The organism is Corynebacterium ciconiae DSM 44920 (genome assembly GCF_030440575.1).
GTDB lineage: Bacteria > Actinomycetota > Actinomycetes > Mycobacteriales > Mycobacteriaceae > Corynebacterium > Corynebacterium ciconiae.
Genome location: NZ_CP047189.1, coordinates 738,775 through 756,691, shown reverse-complemented (window position 1 = coordinate 756,691; position 17,917 = coordinate 738,775). Strand labels below are relative to the sequence as shown.

15 protein-coding genes and 1 other RNA gene are annotated in these 17,917 nt (G+C 64.9%); 6 read left to right on the top strand and 10 right to left on the bottom strand.

The window, feature by feature from the left end; genetic code table 11:
• Positions 1–47: 47 nt before the first annotated feature.
• On the bottom strand, positions 48–3,230 hold the full coding sequence (locus CCICO_RS03320; protein ID WP_018019048.1) for a bifunctional [glutamine synthetase] adenylyltransferase/[glutamine synthetase]-adenylyl-L-tyrosine phosphorylase: 3,183 nt from the start codon (positions 3,228–3,230) through the stop codon (positions 48–50).
• A gap of 39 nt (positions 3,231–3,269) precedes the next feature.
• Positions 3,270–4,610, bottom strand: a complete 1,341-nt coding sequence (gene glnA / locus CCICO_RS03315; protein ID WP_018019047.1) for a type I glutamate--ammonia ligase — start codon at positions 4,608–4,610, stop codon at positions 3,270–3,272.
• Between the two features lie 130 nt (positions 4,611–4,740).
• Between glnA and CCICO_RS03310 the strand changes: the two genes are divergently transcribed.
• Positions 4,741–6,330, top strand: coding sequence for a CYTH and CHAD domain-containing protein (locus CCICO_RS03310; protein WP_018019046.1), 1,590 nt, complete (start codon positions 4,741–4,743; stop codon positions 6,328–6,330).
• A 46-nt stretch (positions 6,331–6,376) separates the two neighbouring features.
• Here CCICO_RS03310 and CCICO_RS03305 read toward each other — a convergent pair whose 3' ends face one another.
• Positions 6,377–6,574 (bottom strand): hypothetical protein, encoded by a 198-nt coding sequence (locus CCICO_RS03305; protein ID WP_018019045.1) that lies wholly within the window; start codon positions 6,572–6,574, stop codon positions 6,377–6,379.
• 151 nt (positions 6,575–6,725) lie between these two features.
• Between CCICO_RS03305 and CCICO_RS03300 the strand changes: the two genes are divergently transcribed.
• Positions 6,726–8,027 carry a hypothetical protein gene (locus CCICO_RS03300; RefSeq protein WP_018019044.1) on the top strand — a complete coding sequence of 434 codons (1,302 nt, stop codon included), beginning with the start codon at positions 6,726–6,728 and terminating at the stop codon, positions 8,025–8,027.
• Positions 8,024–8,890 carry a bifunctional hydroxymethylpyrimidine kinase/phosphomethylpyrimidine kinase gene (gene thiD, locus CCICO_RS03295; RefSeq protein WP_018019043.1) on the top strand — a complete coding sequence of 289 codons (867 nt, stop codon included), beginning with the start codon at positions 8,024–8,026 and terminating at the stop codon, positions 8,888–8,890. The genes CCICO_RS03300 and thiD overlap by 4 nt, the downstream gene beginning before the upstream one ends.
• 6 nt (positions 8,891–8,896) lie before the next feature.
• Here thiD and rnpB read toward each other — a convergent pair.
• From rnpB to CCICO_RS03270, 5 genes are all read right to left on the bottom strand, one after another.
• Positions 8,897–9,335, bottom strand: an RNA gene (rnpB, locus tag CCICO_RS03290) — RNase P RNA component class A.
• Between the two features lie 16 nt (positions 9,336–9,351).
• The gene (locus CCICO_RS03285; protein WP_018019042.1) at positions 9,352–10,554 is read right to left on the bottom strand and encodes a bifunctional RNase H/acid phosphatase; all 1,203 of its coding nucleotides are present in this window, start codon (positions 10,552–10,554) and stop codon (positions 9,352–9,354) included.
• 12 nt (positions 10,555–10,566) lie between these two features.
• Positions 10,567–11,283 carry a C4-type zinc ribbon domain-containing protein gene (locus tag CCICO_RS03280; RefSeq protein WP_018019041.1) on the bottom strand — a complete coding sequence of 239 codons (717 nt, stop codon included), beginning with the start codon at positions 11,281–11,283 and terminating at the stop codon, positions 10,567–10,569.
• Positions 11,284–11,292: 9 nt separating this feature from the next.
• Positions 11,293–12,432 (bottom strand): Nif3-like dinuclear metal center hexameric protein, encoded by a 1,140-nt coding sequence (locus tag CCICO_RS03275; RefSeq protein ID WP_018019040.1) that lies wholly within the window; start codon positions 12,430–12,432, stop codon positions 11,293–11,295.
• Between the two features lie 58 nt (positions 12,433–12,490).
• Complete coding sequence (locus tag CCICO_RS03270; protein ID WP_018019039.1) at positions 12,491–13,519, bottom strand: aminotransferase class I/II-fold pyridoxal phosphate-dependent enzyme; 1,029 nt, start codon at positions 13,517–13,519, stop codon at positions 12,491–12,493.
• Positions 13,520–13,569: 50 nt separating this feature from the next.
• Here CCICO_RS03270 and CCICO_RS03265 point away from each other — a divergent pair, with 50 nt between their 5' ends.
• From CCICO_RS03265 to CCICO_RS03255, 3 genes are read left to right on the top strand one after another with little or no spacing between them, the layout of a single operon-like run.
• A complete protein-coding gene (locus tag CCICO_RS03265) occupies positions 13,570–14,229 on the top strand; it encodes an HAD hydrolase-like protein (RefSeq protein ID WP_018019038.1) in 660 nt (219 codons plus the stop codon).
• Positions 14,213–14,701: a low molecular weight protein-tyrosine-phosphatase gene (locus CCICO_RS03260; RefSeq protein ID WP_018019037.1), complete on the top strand. Its 489-nt coding sequence runs from the start codon at positions 14,213–14,215 to the stop codon at positions 14,699–14,701. The genes CCICO_RS03265 and CCICO_RS03260 overlap by 17 nt, the downstream gene beginning before the upstream one ends.
• A 5-nt stretch (positions 14,702–14,706) precedes the next feature.
• Entirely contained in the window at positions 14,707–15,636 is a 930-nt protein-coding gene (locus CCICO_RS03255) for an SURF1 family cytochrome oxidase biogenesis protein (RefSeq protein ID WP_018019036.1), read from the top strand.
• On the opposite strand, the gene CCICO_RS03250 is transcribed toward CCICO_RS03255, so the two are convergent.
• Both CCICO_RS03250 and CCICO_RS03245 read right to left on the bottom strand, forming a co-directional pair.
• Positions 15,573–16,547, bottom strand: a complete 975-nt coding sequence (locus CCICO_RS03250) for a CobD/CbiB family cobalamin biosynthesis protein (protein ID WP_026161329.1) — start codon at positions 16,545–16,547, stop codon at positions 15,573–15,575. The two genes, CCICO_RS03255 and CCICO_RS03250, sit on opposite strands and share 64 nt — an antisense overlap.
• An 82-nt stretch (positions 16,548–16,629) precedes the next feature.
• Positions 16,630–17,556 (bottom strand): GDSL-type esterase/lipase family protein, encoded by a 927-nt coding sequence (locus CCICO_RS03245; RefSeq protein ID WP_018019034.1) that lies wholly within the window; start codon positions 17,554–17,556, stop codon positions 16,630–16,632.
• Positions 17,557–17,917 lie beyond the last annotated feature (361 nt).

Here is a 17,917-nt window from a genome sequence, read left to right as displayed (position 1 = left end):
TGCGCTTTCTTCTTACGGCGGTGGATATAGCGTCCAGTGTAGCCCGCTTAAAAACGCTCGCTTCCCCAAGACATCCGCCCCATCTGGCTGGGCCCGGGCTGGCTGCTGGAGGAAAAGGAGCCCACGTGGCCCAGCCGGTGATCCATCCCGTCCGAGCCGGCGTGTTCATCGCTCATGGTGGGCTCGCCCCAGAACACCTCATCTACCACCTGACGGGCACGGCGGGTCTTCTTCAGATAGTCCTCGAGGAACTCCTGATAGTTCATCGGATCCCACCCTGCGGCTGCTGCAGTCTCCGCAAGCTGCGGGCCAGGCTGCGGTAGCTGGTCGGTGCGTTTACCACGCACCAAAACCAAGGCATTGCGGGCACGGGTAGCGGCCAGCCATGCCGATCGCAGAATGTGTACCTTCTCCGCCTCTAAGATCCCCTCCTGCTCCATCACGTCTAGGGACTCCAGCGTGGAGGTGGTGTGCAGGGCCGGATAGTTATGGGCTTCCAGCATGCTCACTAGCTGTACTGTCCACTCAATGTCGGTGAGCGCCCCGCGCCCCAACTTGGTGTGGGTTTTACGATCCGCTCCGCGCGGCAGCCGCTCATTATCCACTCGGGCCTTCATGCGGCGCACCTCACGCACGGTCTTCTGGTCCACGCCTTCGCGGGGATAGCGAAACTCATCGATAGCATCGAGGAACTCCTTGCCGAGCTCCGCGTCGCCGGCGATATCGGTAGCCCGCAGCAAGGCTTGTTTCTCCCACACGTCTCCCCAAGAGGAGTAGTAGCGGCGGTAGCTTTCCACAGTGCGCGCCACGGCCCCAGATTTGCCCTCGGGACGCAGCCCCAAATCCACCTCGAGGGCGGGATCGGAGGAGGGTTTGCTCAACCTGCGGCGCATGCGATCGACGATGCGCTTGGCCCACATCAACGCGTCGTTTTCGCTGACTCCCTCTACCGGTTCGGCCACGAACATCACATCCGCATCGGAGCCATAGCCCAGCTCTTTCCCGCCGAGCCGCCCCATGCCGATCACCGCGATCCGCGCGAGCGGCTGTTCAACCTCGCCCTTGTGCACAGAGCCCCGCATCTCGGCAGCCAGAGCCGCATCGAGCACCGCATCCCAGATTTCGGACAGGCTCTCGCACACCGTCTGCACGTCGATGAGCCCCAAAAGATCCGCCGAAGCGATACGGGCGAGCTCGACGCGCCGCAAAGAGCGGGCTACGGTGATCGCTCGATCCGGATCGTCGTGCCTAGCTGCGGCCGCCCGCAGGGACTTGGCGATGGTTTCGGGCGATTGCTCGAGCAGCCGCGGCCCCTTGGCGGAGTCACTGAACAGCTTGAGCACCTCAGGGGCAGACACCACCAGATTCGCCGCATAGGGAGACGTGCCCAGCACCTTCATCAACCGCTGGCCCACGATGCCCTCATCGCGCAGGGTGCGCAGGAACCAAGTGCGGTCGTAGGCGGCATCCGAGAGCTTGCGGTAGTTGAGCAAACCCTGATCTGGGTTGGCGGTATCGCCCAGCCACTCCATGAGCGTGGGCAGCAGCATCGCCTGAATCTTGGCCTTGCGGGAGGAACCAGAGGCCAGGGCGGTGAGGTGCTCGTAGGCGCGGTCGGGGAACTGATATCCCAAGGCGGCCAGCTGTAGCTTCGCGGACTCCTTGCTCAGGGTGAGAGTGCCGGTATCGAGTGCCGCCACCGAGCCCAGCAGCGGGCGATAGAACAGTCGGGTGTGCAGCCCGCGCACCTGGATGGAGACGCGCTTGAGCTTTTTCACCAGAGTCTCCGCGCTGGTGCCGTGGCCCTCGCCGCGTAGCCCAGCGGCGCGCGCCAGCCACCGCAGCGCGGTGGTGTCATCGGCCGGAGGAAGGGCATGGGTGCGTCGGAGACGCTGCAGCTGCAACCGGTGTTCGATGGTGCGCAAAAACTCGTAGTCTTCGATGAGTACCTTGCCGTCTTCGCGGCCAACGTAGCCGGCGTCGATAAGCGCTTCGAGCGCAGCCACGGTGGCCTTGGTGCGCAGGCTCTCATCGACCCTGCCGTGCACCATTTGCAGCAGCTGCACCGCGAACTCCACGTCCCTGAGGCCGCCGCGGCCGAGTTTGAGCTCGCGTTCCTGCATGTCGGAGGGCACGTTATCGAGCACCCTCGAGCGCATGTGCTGGACACCTTCCACGAAGTTGTCCCGCTGGCTGGCCTCCCACACCATGGGCTCAAGCGCCTCGCGATAGCGCTCGCCCAGATCCATATCGCCGGTCTGGGGACGGGCCTTGAGTAAGGCTTGAAACTCCCACGTGTCCGCCCAGCGCTTGTAGTAGCTCACGTGAGACTCCAAGGTGCGCACCAGCGCCCCCTGCTTGCCCTCGGGACGCAGCGCCGCATCCACCTCAAAGAAGGCCTTGCCCCCGATGCGGATCAGCTCACTAGCGAGGCGCGTGGCCTTTGTGGTGGCCGGCTCCGCCACAAAGATGACATCCACATCTGAGATGTAGTTCAACTCCCGTGCGCCGCATTTACCCATGGCGATCACCGCAAGCGCGCAATCCACTGGGTCCTCCCCATAGACCCCCGCAGCAGCCACGGCCAGCCCTGCGGTGAGCGCGGCATCGGCCGCATCCGACAGTCGCGCCGCGATGGTGGTAAACGCCACCCGCTCCAGCCCGGAACGGCGGGAGGTCTCCGGATAGGTGCCGGCCACATCGGCGGCGGCGATGCGCATAATGATGCTGCGATAGGCCACCTTCAATGCTCGTTCAGCCTCGGTACCGGTGGCCCCAGCCACATACATTCCCACCTGATCGCAGTCCTTGGACGCCGGTTGGGCCTGCACGCCCTCTGCGAAGCGCGCCGGCCGAGCATCCACCGCCTGGAGCATGGAGCGCAGCATCTCCTCTTTGGTGGGGATCGGCTCCATCAAGCTGCGCCACGTATGCGGATGCGCCACGAGGTGATCGCCCAAGGCGGTGGAGCCGCCGACGAGTGCGATCAGCTTCACGCGGAGCTCACGGTGGCTGCGCATGCAGCGATCAAACTCGGCGCGCTCGTCTGCCTCGAGGTTGCCGATGAGACGGATGAGCGTGTTGAGCGCCAGATCGGGGTCGGCCGCCCCAGAGAGCTGCCGCAGCAGCTCCAGCGACTCCTCGTTGTACCACCCCAGCTCCTTGAGATCATCGGCCGCGGTGGGGCGCTGAAGGGACAGGCTGGCTGGGGTGGGCAGGCTAGTGCGCATGATCGTTTCCTCGGCTGCGTGCGATGAGCTTCTCGACGTTTAGTAGTGCAGGTTAGTCCGCAGTTCCCACGCGGTGATCTGGCTTTGGTAGTCCCGCCACTCGCTCCACTTGCTGCGGAGGAAGAACTCGAACACGTGCTCGCCCAGAACATCGGCCACAAATTCGGACTGCTCCATCAGGTGCAGCGCCTGGTCCAAGCTGGAAGGAAGATCGCGATAGCCCAGCGCGCGGCGCTCCCGGCGGGTCAACTGCGAGATATCATCCTCGGCGGGATCCGGCAGCTCATAGCCCTCGGTGATGCCTCGCAGCCCAGCGGCCAGAAGGACGGAGTAGGCCAGATAGGGGTTACAGCCCGTATCGGGTGAGCGCACCTCGATGCGGCGGGAGGAGACCTTGGTGGGCCGGTAGGTGGGCACGCGCACCATGGCTGAGCGGTTGGACACTCCCCAGGTGGCGGCGGTGGGGGCCTCGTTTCCAAACATGATGCGCTTATAGGAGTTGACCCACTGGTTGGTGACCGCGGAGATCTCGGGGGCGTGGTGAAGAATGCCGGCGATGAACTGCTTGGCGGTGCGCGAAAGGTTGTACATGTCATCGGAGTCGTGGAAGGCATTGGTATCTCCCTCGAACAAGGACATGTGGGTGTGCATGGCCGAGCCCGCGAAGTCCCTAAAGGGCTTGGGCATGAAAGTGGCCTTCACCCCGTGGTGGGCGGCAACATCCTTAATCAGGTAGCGGAAGGTCATGATGTTATCCGCCATGCTCAACGCCTCGGCGTAGCGCAAGTCAATCTCCTGCTGGCCCGGCGCGGTCTCGTGGTGGGAGAACTCCACAGCTATGCCCATGGATTCGAGCGCGGCCATGGCATCGCGCCGAAAGCGCGGGGCGTCATCATAGGTGGCGTGATCGAAGTAGCCGCCGTTGTCGGTGGGCACGGGTTCCTTGCCGTCGGTGTCGAGGCTGCGCACCATGAAAAACTCGATCTCGGGGTGCAACAGCGCTCGGAAGCCTTCGTCGGCGAGTTTCTCGGTTTGGCGGCGCAGCACCTGGCGGGGATCGACCCAGGAGGGCTGGCCGTCCGGCATCACGATATCGCAGAACATACGGGCGGTATTTTCCAGCCCTTCGCCATAGGAATCCGGCAGCATCTGGAAGGTGGAGGGATCCGGCTTGGCCAGGGTGTCCGACTCGGAGATGCGGGAAAAGCCCTCCACTGCGGAGCCATCGAAACCGATGCCGTCTTCGAGGGCTATTTCGAGCTCAGCGGGGGCGATGGCCACGGACTTCAGGTAGCCAAGGATGTCAGTAAACCAGAGGCGTACATAGCGGATGTCTCGTTCTTCAATGGCGCGGAGCACGAATTCCTGTTGGCTGTTCATGTATTCCAACCTACTTGAGTTCTTCGGCTGAGTTGGGCGGATAGCCGCGGGTGTGCACCCGCCGCTTCAGGGCACACCCCCGCCGTGTGTTTGCGCAGCTAAAGCGGAGCAAAACTGGTAGACATTGGGCATGGGCACTGCCACGAATCTTGAGGTTGAAGTGAAGTTTTCTGCCAGCGATGAGCTCGCTGTTCCGGATCTGAGGGAGGTATCCGGCTGCGAAGCCGCGCGCGAGACGGTGGTGCACCGTTTATCGGCGGTGTATTTCGATACCCCCGATCTGCGCTTGACGCGCGCGAAGGTAACCCTGCGTCGGCGCACTGGGGGCAAGGACGCCGGGTGGCACATCAAGCTTCCCGGCGCGCAGGGGCGCATGGAGATTCACGCCGACATCGACCCAGCCAACCCGGAGCGTATCCCGGCGGAAATTCTGGCGAGTGTGCGGGCGTTGACCCGCGGCGAGCACCTGGAGCCGATCGCGCAGGTGGATAACGAGCGCCACGAGACGGTGTATGAGGACGGCGAGGGGGTGGAGCTCGCCGAGTTCTGTGACGATCACGTGCACGCCCAGTCCTTCCTTCCCACCGGCGAGGAGCAACGCTGGCGCGAGTGGGAGATCGAGCTCTCAGGCCCCGCGGCGGAGACCAAGCGTGGCGCTAAGTTTCTACGCAGGGCCTCCAAGGCGGTGCGCGCCGCGGGCGCAGGCGAATCCGACAGCCCCTCGAAGTTGGTCTCCGCGCTGGGAGAGTCGGTGCATGCTGCCCCCACTCCCCCGCAGGTGGCGCAGCTACCCGCCTCTTCCCCGGCGGCCGGGGTGGTGGCGGCGTTGGCGCAGAACCGTGATCGTATCGTCGAGATGGATCCCCAGGTCCGCCGCGATGAATGGGATTCGATTCACCAGATGCGGGTGGCCACCCGCGAGCTGCGTAGTCACATGCGCACCTTCGAGGGGATCCTCGTCGGGCAGGCCTATAGCCACATCGAGCAGGAGCTGAAGGCCCTAGCCTTCATGTTGGGCCAAGCCCGCGATGCCGAGGTGGTGGCGGAGCGCATGGCTTGGTTGATCGAGAACGAGGACAGCGGCATGATCGATGCCTCCACCCGCGCCCACATCCTGCAGGAGCTGAAGCGCGACTATGCCCGGGCTCACGCCCGGGTGGTGAAGGTGCTCGATAGTGAACGCTATCTCGACCTGTTGCGGGATCTCGATGCCCTGTTGGCCGATCCCCCACTGGCGGCCGAGGCCCAGGATTCGACTGCGGATTCCGATACCGCCGCGGAGGAGGTACTGGCCCGCCATCTCGATGGGGCGTATCGGCGCCTCGCTAAGCGCCATGCCCAGGTGCAGGCTAGGTGGGGCAATCACGAGCTCGATCTGCACACGCGGGAAGAGGCGCTGCACGATATGCGGAAGGCGGCTAAGAAGCTGCGCTATTCGGCAGAGGCTGCCGGTGCTGCCACGGGGCTGAAAACTAAGAAGGTGGTGAAGGCGTGCAAGCGCATGCAATCACTGCTCGGTGATTTTCAGGACACCGTAACCTCGCGAGAGGTGATTGTGAAGCTGGCTGCACGGGCCCGCGCGCGGGGCGAGGATACCTTCGCCTACGGGCTGCTCTATCAGCGGGAGCGGCAGCTGGGGCTTGCCGCGGTGGACGGCTACGAGCACTCCTTCCGTGCTATTCGCGCTGCTTACACAAAGATGAACGCCCGGCGCAGCTAGGTGCTGTGGGCCGGGCGTGGCGTCGATAAGCGATAGCGCCTGGGGTTTAGCCCCAGTCGTCGTTATCCCAATCGTCGTCGCGGTCACGCTCATCGGCGTCTTCGTTGCGCTGGTGCGCGATCTCAAAGGCGTTGCGGGCTTCCCCTTCGGTGGCGTAGGGGCCCATGCGGTTATCCCACGAACCGATCTTCTCATCGGAAACCTCACCGGTAGCAACGTTGTAGTACCACGTCTTCTCGCTCATAGACATAACTCCTTAAAAGTCGTTCATTCGTGCGTTAAGGGGGCGTGACCATTGTAGGGGCTAAAGCTACCCCATGTCGGTACATCCTTGAGAGCACTGGCCTAGAGTGGGTGAGAAGTTATGTTGCCGACCGAGACGTTAAAGGAGGGCTATGGTGTTGTGGCCGAGCGCACATCCTGATCACGCAGCGGAGGTGGCGCGGCTACATCCCACAGCCACGGCGGTGGCCTCAGCACCCGCCACTGTGCCCGTGATCGGCGAGTATGGCGATGATACCGGCGGCACCGTGGTGATGGCTCTGGCCTGCTATCGCAGCGCCGTGGCCGCCAGCCCCACCGCCGAGGACATCGTGCGGGTCACGGTGCACGCCCGCACCAGCTCCGGCACCACCACCGAGTTCAGCGAGAGCATCAGTTTCTCCCAGGTGGTAGACAACCCGCGTGCCGCTCGCGAGCACAGCTCCACCGACGTCCCTTGGGCATGGCGCTTATCGACGCTCATAGCCAGCCTCGGCTGGCGCCCCAACGGGGGCCACGGCGGGTTGGAGATCACCGTGTTCAGCGATATCCCCGCGGTCGAAGGATTCGGCCGTCTAGAGGCCACCGAGGCCGCCTTGGCGCTGCTTGTGCACAACGCGTCCGGCGCCAAGGATGACGCCCCTGGCCGCACCCGCCTGGCGGAGACTCTGGCCCACAACGCCGCCTGTCATGCGCCGCAGCCGGTGATCCCCGCCCGCTATCACGCGGCGCTGCGCAGCGCCAGCACCTCCACCCAGCCGCATCTGGCGGTGGTTGACCACGCCGATGGCTCGGTGACCTCCGCCGGTCACCTCAGCCAAGACGGTGGCCGACCGCACACGGTGATCGCCGTGTACTCCCCCGGCCACACCCCGCAGCCCACTGGGGCGAGTGCCACCCGGCGAGCCTGCATGGCCGCCGCGTGCTCGGCATTCGGGGTGGACGCGCTACGCAGCTTGCCCGACGCCCCAGAGCGCATCTGTGACTGGGTGCAGGCGCTGCACATTCACCACTCGCATGGTGACTCCCCGCTGCCTAGCTTTGTCCCGAGCGCCGAAGAAGCCCAGCAGTGGGCCGAGTTTTTCGCCGCCGAAGACGAACGCGCCCAGCGCACCGCCATGTATCTGCGCTCCCGGCGCGAGCCCCAGGCCTATGAGGAGCTCGCCGCCTCCACCACGGCGCTGGCGAAGCACTGTGCCACCGGCGGCGAGCTGGATGAGCACTTAAGCGCGCTGGCGCAGCTGTGTCGTGCCCGCGGTGCCATCACGGCGCGGCCCGTGGAATGGGATGTCTCTCCCGCGGTGCTCGCCGTAATTCCTACCTCCCGCGCCCAGCACACTATCGACGAGCTCAACGAGGACGGCTGTGTCATCGTTGCACTCGACAGCGGCTACACCGCCACCGTGCACCAGCCCCACCCGAACGAGAGCCTATGACCATCGATTCCATCCCCCGCGTCTTATCCATCGCCGGCACGGATCCCACCGGCGGCGCCGGCATCCAGGCCGATATCAAAGCCATTTCGGCCGCCGGTGGCTTCGCCATGACGGTGGTGACTTCCTTGGTGTCTCAAAACACCCAGGGGGTGCGCGAGATCTTCACTCCCCCGCGCACGTTCTTGCGGGAACAGCTGGAGGCGGTGCGCGAGGATGTGGACATCGACGCCGTCAAGATCGGCATGCTCGGCGACCGCGACACCATCGCCGAAGTTGGTGATTTCCTCGCCCGCATCGACACCGATATTCCGGTGGTGATCGATCCGGTAATGGTGGCCTCCTCGGGCGACCTACTACATGATGCGCATTCCGCCGACGCCCTGATTGAGCTCATCCCCCGCGCTGATCTGATCACCCCCAACGCCCACGAGCTGGCGGTGCTGCGGCAGGTGATCAACGGCGGCGATCCCGCGCGCGCTGGGGCGTGCACCACCCGGGAGGAATCGACTGCCTACGCCGCCGAGGTGGCCCAGAGGCTCGGCACGGCTGTGGTGTGCAAGGGCGGCCATCTCTCGAGCGAAGACGCGGGCAATACCGTGATCACCCCCGATGGTTCCACGTGGCATACCCCCGTCGAACGCATCAACACCCGCAATACGCACGGCACCGGCTGCTCACTGTCCTCGGCCATCGCTACCCGTCTCGGCGCTGGCCAGCGCGCCCCCGAGGCAGTCCACTGGGCAACGATGTGGATACACGAGGCGATCGCCCACGCCGATGAGCTGGAGGTAGGCTACGGCCACGGCCCGATCCATCATTTCCATCAGCTCTACCGGCAGGCAGGCCTGATCGCCGATCAGTAGATGGGGCGAATGAGCCGGCCTATGAGCCGGATTCTGTCTCCCTTTCAGGCATGAACACTGCCGTCAGGGCGGTAATCATCCATCTGGACCCGCCATTGCTGACGGGCCTCAAGCAGCCAACCCACACGGAAGTGAACCTGAAGGCGAGCAACCTTCACTCGTGTCCGTGTGCAGGCACACCCGTGGTGCGCCCTTCGGCCTTGCTCCCGGTGGGGTTTACCTAGCCGCCCGCATCACTGCGGGCGCTGGTGCGCTCTTACCGCACCCTTTCACCCTTACCTCCCAGCGCAGCTGGGGGCGGTTTACTTTCTGTGGCACTTTCCCGCAGGTCACCCTGGGTTGCCGTTAGCAACCACCGTGCTCTATGGAGTCCGGACTTTCCTCGACGCAGCGACATACACGTAGCTCGTGCAGTTACGCCCGCCGCGATTACCCAGCCGACTCATTCGCAAGAAGCCAGCTTAGCCGGTGAGATTCACGATGCGCACACTCACCGGCCCGTCGGCGTAAAACTCCACCACAGACACAGAGGCGAGATCTAGGTGTAGCCGGTGGAAGAAACGCTCATTGGCACCAAGGGCGTGGCGCAGCACCGCCTTGATCGGGGTGACATGCGCCACCACGGCCACGGTCTGCTCGCGGTGAGCCGCAATAAGCTCCTGCACCCCGTCCCATACGCGCGCATCCGCCTCGAGCACCGATTCGCCACCGGGGGCGGCGATGGAGGAATCCTCCAACCAGCTGCTGTGCAGCTTCGGGTCACGCTCGTGGGCCTCGGCAAAGCTCAGCCCATCCCATTGACCAAAGTCCATTTCTCGCAGGCAGTCGGCCACCTCCACCTCAGGGCCATCGAGAGTCTCGGCCAGAATCTGGGCGCTGCGCTGGGCGCGACTGAGTGGAGAGGCCACGATGGCGTCGATGCGCTGCGCACCGTAGAAGCCCTCGCCCTCAAGGCCCTGGGCGATGCGCTGCGCGGCCGCGGCCACCTGCTGCTCCCCCACGGCGTTCAGCGGTGCGTCGGACTGCCCAGCGTAGAGTTTCTTGGCGGACATCCCGGTTTGGCCGTGACGCAGCAAGATCAGCCGCGTCGGGGTGGAGCTCGCCCCCGTCCAGCGGGCCGCCGTCTCAGGCGCGCTGGGGGCAGGATCGAGCGGCAGCTCCTGCACGGTGCCGGGCTCATCGGTGGCGAGCAGCGGATGGCTAGCCCGTGGCTGTGGCCGGTCTTCCCCGCCGAGCACCATGTGGCCGGGTTTCACCCCGGTACCGTGCAAGTCCATGGCCTCATTCGACAGCTCGTCGGCGCGCTTGTTCTTGGCGCGCGGAATCCAGTGATAGCTCACCTGGCCGATCTCCTGCGCCAAGGTGCGCGCAGCCAGCGCCAACTTCTGCATATCGGCGTGCTTGATCTTCCACGCCCCGGACATCTGCTGCACCACCAGCTTAGAGTCCATGAACACCTCAACCTCGGTGGCGCCGAGATCCCGGGCCACCCGCAGGCCGTTGATCATCCCGTGGTATTCCGCCACGTTGTTGCTGGCTGAGCCTAGATACTCCACCACGGTGGCCAGCTCGCGGCTGCGGGTGGCGTTGTAGACCACTGTTCCGGCCCCAGCAACGCCCGGGTTACCCCGCGAGCCGCCATCGGATTCAATAACTAGCTTCACGCGCCTGCCCCGCTATCCGCGCTCGCGCACCAAGTAGGTGCCGCACTCGGGGCAGGTAGGCACACTATCGGCGGGGGCGGACATGATGGCCGAGGCCTGCGCCGCCGGCAGGATGATCGAGCAGCCGCCGCAGGTGCGCCCATTAAAGAAGGCAGCGCCGAAGGCGGAAGAACTGGTGTCATAAAGCCGCACGGCCTCCTCGGGGAGCTCGGCACGGATCTCGGCCACGCGCTCATTATTGGAGGCCTCTGCGGCCTCGGTGGCGTGCTGGGCGGCAGCCACGGCCCGCTCCGCGGTCTCGATCTTGCGGTCGAGCTCATCCGACTCCGCGCCGGTGGCCATGGTGTTCATCTCGGCGGCGCTAACCTTGCGCTCCGCCTCGCGCAGCAGCTTCTGCTGCTCCTTCAGCTTGCTCCGAGTGGAGCGCAGATCGTGCTCAAGATCGCGCCGCACCTCGGGGTCCGTGGTGGCGCCGAGCGCCTGCACATTGGCCTTCTCGCGGCGGGTGAGCTTGCGCATATCCGCCTCGATGCGGCTGACCGCCCAGCGCTGGTCCTCGGTAGACATCTGGGAGGCGGCACGAGCGTTGCGCTCTTCGGCGCGCTCGGCGAGCAGCGCTTCGAGAGTGTCGCGCTCAGCCTGCTCTTCTTTCTTCAGCGCGCCGGCCCCGACGCGTTCGCGGCGAGCTAATTCGGCGAGCATGGGCTGCAAGTGCGCAGCTAGGCGCATGATTCTCCTCTAGTGGTGGTGCGGGTGTGCGGACATCGTCCACGGGTCGGTACGGATGTCGATGATTGTAGTGTCTAGCCCTGTTTCTTCCGCGATCAGCTCGCTGGCCTGCGACGTCCACGGGAACTCGCTGGCCCAGTGGGCGGTGTCAATCACCGCGGGACCGCCGGCGCGCAGATATTCGTCCACCGGGTGGTGCCGCAGATCCGAGGTGACGTAGACATCCACCCCCAATCCACGCACGGTGTCCAAGAAGCTGTCCCCAGCCCCGGAGGATACCGCCACGCGCTGCACCAGCTGCTCCGGATCGCCGGTAGCGCGGATACCCCACGCGGTCTCAGGCAGGGCATCTGCCACCTGCTGGACGTAGTCGCCCAGGCGCATCGGCTCGGGGAGCTGCCCAATGCGGCCCAAACCATAGGCCTGCTCCACGTCAGTGATTCCGGCGAGTTCAACGATATCGAAGGCCACCTCCTCATACGGGTGGGCCTGCTGCACAGCGGCGTAGATGTCTCGCCGACGGGCACGCGGGGCCACGCACTCGACCCGCCATTCGGCGGTGTGCTGAAGCGTGCCCACCTCCCCGTCATAGGGATCGGCTCCTTCTTGGGGCTCGAATTGGCCGGTGCCGCGGAAGCTGTACGCGCACTGGGAGTAGTGGCCGATCTCCCCAGCGCCGGCGCTAAACAGCGCCTGTTTCACCTGCTCCAGGTGACTCTCGGGTACCTGCACGCCCCACTTATCCAGCCCCTCCGGATCGATGGGCTTGATCGGCCTACCGGGGGTGATGCCCACCAGCTCGGCGAGTGCATCGTTTACGCCCGGCCGAGCGGAATCGGCATTAGTGTGGGCGGCAAAGAGGGCCACCTGGCCGCGAATGAGAGTGTGCAGCACCTGGCCCTTAGGGGTGTCGGCGGCCACGGAGTTCACCCCGCGCAGCAGCAAGGGGTGATGCACAATCAGCATGTCCAGCCCCAGCTCCACGGCACGGGTGGCCACCTCGAGAGTGCAGTCAAGGGCGAAGCCCACAGAGCGCACCTCTGCGGCTGGGTCGCCGCAGATCAATCCCACTTTGTCCCAAGACTCCGCCAGGTAGGGCGGATAGGCGCGGTCCATAATGCGGCGAATATCGGCCACGGTGTAGCTCATAGGCACAGTTACTCCTAGCTTGCGTGTGTGCGGGCTGCTACCGCCCCAGCGTAGTTGCCTACTCCGTGGTGGCGGCGATGGCGTGCAGGTAGGCGTCGATAAGCCTGCGCACGCTCGCCTCCTCGCGGACAGCGAGCCGCCAATAGCGCTCATCCAGTCCAGGAAAGCTATGGCAGGGCCGCACGCTCACCCCGGCCTGGGCCATGACGCGGCGCACCCGCTCGGGATGGGCGCAGTGCGGCTCGATGAGCATGAAGGGGGCGGGCGAATCGGGGAGGTGGATCGTGGCGTGCGGGGCGAGCAGGGCACATTGGCGCTGTTTGGCCTCGGCCAGCCACTGCCGGTGGTGGCGAAGAAAGCTCGCGCCGTGCTCGGCGATGGAGAGAAAAGCGCGATACTGCAGGGTGCCCAACGGCCAAGGCGGGCGGTAGCGCGCCCATTGCTCGAGAACTTCAGTGCTAGCCACCGCGTAGCCGCAGCGCAATCCCGCCACGGCGAAAGTTTTTGTCAGCGAGCGCAGCACCACATATCTGCCCGCCGCGGCCGAGGGAATCTGGCTGTATTGCTCGCCGACAATATCCATGAAGGCCTCGTCCACCACCACGGTGCGATGAGGAGCACTCACGGCGGCGATGTCGCTGGCGCTATAGAGCCGGCCGGTGGGATTGGTGGGGTTGCCCAACACCACCATGTCCGCTTCCGGCGGCGGCGATGGCAGCGCGAAGTCATCGCCGGTATAACACAGCTGCACCTGATAACCCTGGTCGAGCAGCTGGGCCGCCGGTTCGGTGAAACTGGGGGTGATCGCCACGGGATGACGCGGTTCCAGCCGCCCAAGCAGCGCGAAGCCCTCGGCGGCGCCTGCCAGCAACAGCACATTCTCGGCCGGCACCCCGTGCATCTCTGCGATGGCCTGCCTCGCGGCAGCCGCCAGCCCGTGATCGGGATAGTCCCTCAGGTTATCGAGTTCGGCGTGCAGCGCGGCTCGGAGCCACTCGGGGGTGCGGGCGGCAACATTGACCGCGAAGTCGAGCTCGGCGGCGGCCGCCGACACATCACCGTGATAGTGCAGATCGTAGAGGGACACAAGCGTTAAGCCTAAAGCATGGCGCTGTGGTTTCTGCCAGACTGGACGGCATGAGTTCTGGGAGTTTTCTACTGCTCGATATCGATGGAACGCTCGTTGATTCCTTCGCCGGAATCCGCCACAGTCTGCTGCTCGCTTTGGATGAGCTCGGGGTGGATCGCCCTAGTGAGGAGTTCCTCTCCACCATCGCTGGTCCACCGATGGAGGAGACGTTGGGCCGGTTAGGCATGGATGAGGATGAGGCCCGCCGGGGCTTGCATACCTATCTGCGCTATTTCGGCGAGTCGGGATGGTCGATGTCCCAACCCTATCCCGGTGCGCTCGATTTCTTGCGCCGCGCCGCCGCCACCGAGGGGCTGAAGGTGGCTACCTGTTCCAGTAAGGGCGAGGCCTTTGCTCGCCGCACCTTGGAGCACTTCAGAATGATGGAGCATCTCGATTTTCTTGGGGCGGCCGAAGAGCATGGCACTCGGCGCACTAAAATTGCGGTGCTCGACTATGTGTTGGATTCCCTCGCGATCGATCCCAGCCGCGACCGGGTGGTTCTGGTGGGCGATCGCATCCACGATTTCGAGGCGGCGACCGCACGGTCGATCGACTCAATCGCGGCCGAGTGGGGATACGGGCGCCCGGCCGAGTACGCGGAGGCCACCCACTCCGCACCCGATTTTGCAGCCACCGAAAGGATTCTCGATGACTACTTCCGCTAAGCCCCATATTGTGTTCGTCTGCACCGGCAATATTTGCCGCTCCCCCATGGCCGAGGTCATCGTGCGGGCCGCAGTCGAAGACGCCGGGCTAGACGATGCCGTCGAGATCTCTTCCTGCGGTATCGGCGGCTGGCACAGCGGACAGCAGGCGGATCGTCGCGCCCGCGCCGAGCTGGCGGCCCACGGCTATGATGGCGAGTCGCATCGCGCCCAGCAGCTATCGAGTTCGCTTATCGACGCCGACCTGCTGGTGGCACTCGACCACGGCCATGTGCGTGACCTTCAGGCCCAGGGCGCCGATCCGGAGCGTATTCGGCTGCTTCGTTCCTTCGACCCAGATTCCGATCCGGAAGCCATCGTGGAAGATCCGTATTACGGCGACGCCGAGGGTTTTAGTACCACCCGTGTGCAGATTGAGGCGGCCACGCCTGGGATTGTGGACTGGGTGCGCGAGGCGACTTCGCTAAGCTGAGCTACGTGTCTGGAAACAATAGCCCCATCACGGGCAGCGACAAGCCCGGCCTGAAGGCTTTTTTGAACCCTGGCTGGGTGATCGCCGCCGTGCTCGTGGTCGGTTTCACCTATCTCGCCATCGCGGTGCTCGCGCCGTGGCAGTTGGGCAAGAACTCCGATACCAATGAGCGTAACGAGCAGCTCGATGCCGCCTTCGCGGTACAACCAGTGGACTTTGCTGAGCTGGCTGATGACAGCGGCAGGATCGACCCGAGCGATGAATGGCACCGGGCGATCCTACGCGGGCACTATGTGCCCGAACACGAGGTGCTATTGCGCATGCGTCCTGTCGGTGGTGGCCCCGCCTTCAATGCGCTGACCCCCTTCGAGCTGGACTCCGGCGAGATCGTGTTAGTCAATCGCGGCTATGTTCCGGCCCGCAACACCGAGGTGCCGCCGATCGCCCCCGCCCCGAGCGGCGAGGTGACTCTCACCACCCACGTGCGGGTTGATGAGCCAACCCCCACCCAGGCCCCGATGAACGATCAGGGCTATGAGCAGGTGTGGGGCATTAATACCGAACAGATCTCTGAGCTCACCGGTCTCCCGCTGGCCCACGATTTTGTGCAGCTCACCGCCGATCAGCCTGGTGTGCTTACCGCCCAGCCACTGCCGGCGAAGGAGAGCGGCCCGTATCTCTCCTATGGTTTGCAGTGGATCGCCTTCGGCATCATGGCGCCACTTGCCCTCGGCTATTTTGTCTTCGCCGAGCTGCGCGAGCGCCGCCGCGATGAGGAGGACATGGCGCAGGCTTCGGCGCTGGACCCGCTCTCCCAACCGCAGCCCTATCTCAGCGAAACTCCCACCGAGGCCCCGCCGAAGCGGGCCCGCTATGGCGAGAAGCGCAATAGCGCCTTCCACCGTCGCGCGGAACGCGACGAGGAACGCTTCTGAGCCACCAGCACTGACCCCACCGCCGCGAGAACCTGGGTACGGCGTGCTAGCTGCACCCCTGCCCGCAGATCGCTCACCGTCGGCGGCGCGCCGGCCCCAAGATGGGGCCGGTTTTCTGTGCCGTGGGCATACACGGTGGGCCCGCCGAGGCGCACTCCGAGGTAGCCGGCCGCAGTGGATTCCACAACCCCGGCGTTCGGGCTGGGGTGCTGGGGGGCTTGCTCACGCCACATCCTTAGGGTGGCTCGGGCGCAGCCGCGGGTGGCGGCCAGTCCTACGTGCAGGGCGCCGTTGATGCGGGCGGGCACATAGGCCACAATGTCATCGACCACCGCGGCCACCCGGCCGAAACGCAGGTAGCGTTCGGAGCGGTAGCCCACCATGGCGTCGAGGGTGTTGATTGCGCGATGGGCGGCCACCAGCTCAGGCCGACCAGTGGCGGCAAGGACTAGCGGCACCACTGCAGCATCGGAGGTGTTTTCTGCCAGGGATTCGGTGCCCGCCCGGGCCATGTCTGGTGCATCGAGTAGCTGTGGATCGCGGGAGCACAGCCACGGTATCCAGCTGCGGGCGGCCTCGCTATCGTCTTTTTCGAGCGCCTCGGCGAGGCTGAGGCCAACGCGCTCAAGGGTGGTGCCTCCCAGGCTGGCCCACAGCACCACCGCCATGGTGACCTCGGGGGCGCGCCGTGCTGCCAGTCGGGTCAGGCCCACGACGGGGGTCACGGCTGCGGCCCAAAAAACTGCGCCGCGCGCAATGGAATCACCGTAGAGATGACGCTCCAACCACAGCGCATAGCGACCAAACAAAGCCACGGGATGGGCGCGCTGGGGATCGCCGATCACTCGATCGGCCACTACACCGGCAATAATGCCGCGGGCCCCAGCGCGGCCCCTCGATGAACCTCTCATGGGGTGTAAGCCTACGACAACCGCCCCCACACCAGAGAAAGGTGTGAGGGCGGCGATCAGCTGTGCAGTGAGAAGCTTCTGTCTAGCGCAGCTTCTGGGCGACGAGTTTGCCCATGGCCTTGGTGCCCTGAACGGTCGGGTGGTTCGGCAGCGGCCCGATCACCGGGTCCACCACGCCAGCCACCCAGCGATCCTCGTTACGGGCGGCGCAGGTGCCGTGGCCGATGGTCTCCGGGTAGATGTCCACGAAGTTCATACCGGCGTAGCGAGCGGCGTTACGCAGGGAGTCGCGGAACTTCTCCTGCACCTGGGTGGCGCCCGGTGCGGCAATGGGGTGCAGCACGTTCTGCTCGTTGAACAAGCACACCTGGTCATTGGTGGCGAACTCAGGGTAGGACACCAGGGAGATGCGGGCGTTCGGTGCGACCTGACGGATGCGGTCGGCGGCATCGCGCATGGACTCGCGGAAGATGGTGGAGTCCGGGGTGGGGATATTGGCCATGTCCATGCCGGCGTCCACCCACTGCAGGGTGTCCAGGCCGCCGTACATCATGGCAACTTCCTTGGTGCCCGGACCGATGGAGCCCTGCTGGATGGCGAGCTCCAAGTAGGCGCGCAGCTGCACGATGGGGGCACCGCCGGTACCGTTGCAGGACCAGTCAGCGAGCGAGTAGCCCAGTTCACGGGCAGCGGTCTTGGGCCAGTTCTCCATGTCGGTGGCACAGTTCGGCACGAGCGGGCTCTGAGCGGCCTGCAGGCCACGGGGGCCACCCTTGCCGGCGTTGGCGGTGAAGGAGTCACCGAAGGTCACCATCTCCTTCTCACCCGCCGGAGCTGGCTGGAAGGGCAGGCCCGGCACCGGGGGCACACCCGGAGTAGCCGGCATCGGAGGAAGCGGCGGCAGCGGGGGCAGCTGGGCGGAGGCCACATTAGCGGAGCCCAGACCGATAGTGGCCACGGTCAGCGCGGCGACAGTGGCCTTAACGATGGAGGAGGAGAAACGACGCATAACTCACATTTCCTAGAAAATGCAGCCCCGCCAAGGCGCACGCACCCCCACTTATACAGGAGAGGCAGTGACATGGAGCTAGGCGGCCGAGACTGCACGGCGGTCAGACTGATGCTCTCTCTCCGAGACCATCAGGCCTACCGGACAGAGAGTGTAGATACACGAGTTGAGGATAGATCATAGACATTCGTGACACAACCGTTATCTAAGAGCCACGCTGCCTAAAAACGCCCCATTCCCTTATTCCCCTCTTAGGCCTCTGCCCCCTCTTTGCCCAGTGCACACACTCTTTTGTTCCTGACTTACCAGCCGGTTACTCAGGCTAATTCCAGGCGTGGAAAATAAACCTTCGATAACCCCC

Coding starts and splice junctions, on each gene's coding strand:
- CCICO_RS03320 (WP_018019048.1), bottom strand. CDS start 3,230: ATGCGCACTAGCCTGCCCACCCCAGCCAGCCTGTCCCTTCAGCGCCCC.
- glnA (WP_018019047.1), bottom strand. CDS start 4,610: ATGAACAGCCAACAGGAATTCGTGCTCCGCGCCATTGAAGAACGAGAC.
- CCICO_RS03310 (WP_018019046.1), top strand. CDS start 4,741: ATGGGCACTGCCACGAATCTTGAGGTTGAAGTGAAGTTTTCTGCCAGC.
- CCICO_RS03305 (WP_018019045.1), bottom strand. CDS start 6,574: ATGAGCGAGAAGACGTGGTACTACAACGTTGCTACCGGTGAGGTTTCC.
- CCICO_RS03300 (WP_018019044.1), top strand. CDS start 6,726: ATGGTGTTGTGGCCGAGCGCACATCCTGATCACGCAGCGGAGGTGGCG.
- thiD (WP_018019043.1), top strand. CDS start 8,024: ATGACCATCGATTCCATCCCCCGCGTCTTATCCATCGCCGGCACGGAT.
- CCICO_RS03280 (WP_018019041.1), bottom strand. CDS start 11,283: ATGCGCCTAGCTGCGCACTTGCAGCCCATGCTCGCCGAATTAGCTCGC.
- CCICO_RS03275 (WP_018019040.1), bottom strand. CDS start 12,432: ATGAGCTACACCGTGGCCGATATTCGCCGCATTATGGACCGCGCCTAT.
- CCICO_RS03265 (WP_018019038.1), top strand. CDS start 13,570: ATGAGTTCTGGGAGTTTTCTACTGCTCGATATCGATGGAACGCTCGTT.
- CCICO_RS03260 (WP_018019037.1), top strand. CDS start 14,213: ATGACTACTTCCGCTAAGCCCCATATTGTGTTCGTCTGCACCGGCAAT.
- CCICO_RS03250 (WP_026161329.1), bottom strand. CDS start 16,547: ATGAGAGGTTCATCGAGGGGCCGCGCTGGGGCCCGCGGCATTATTGCC.
- CCICO_RS03245 (WP_018019034.1), bottom strand. CDS start 17,556: ATGCGTCGTTTCTCCTCCTCCATCGTTAAGGCCACTGTCGCCGCGCTG.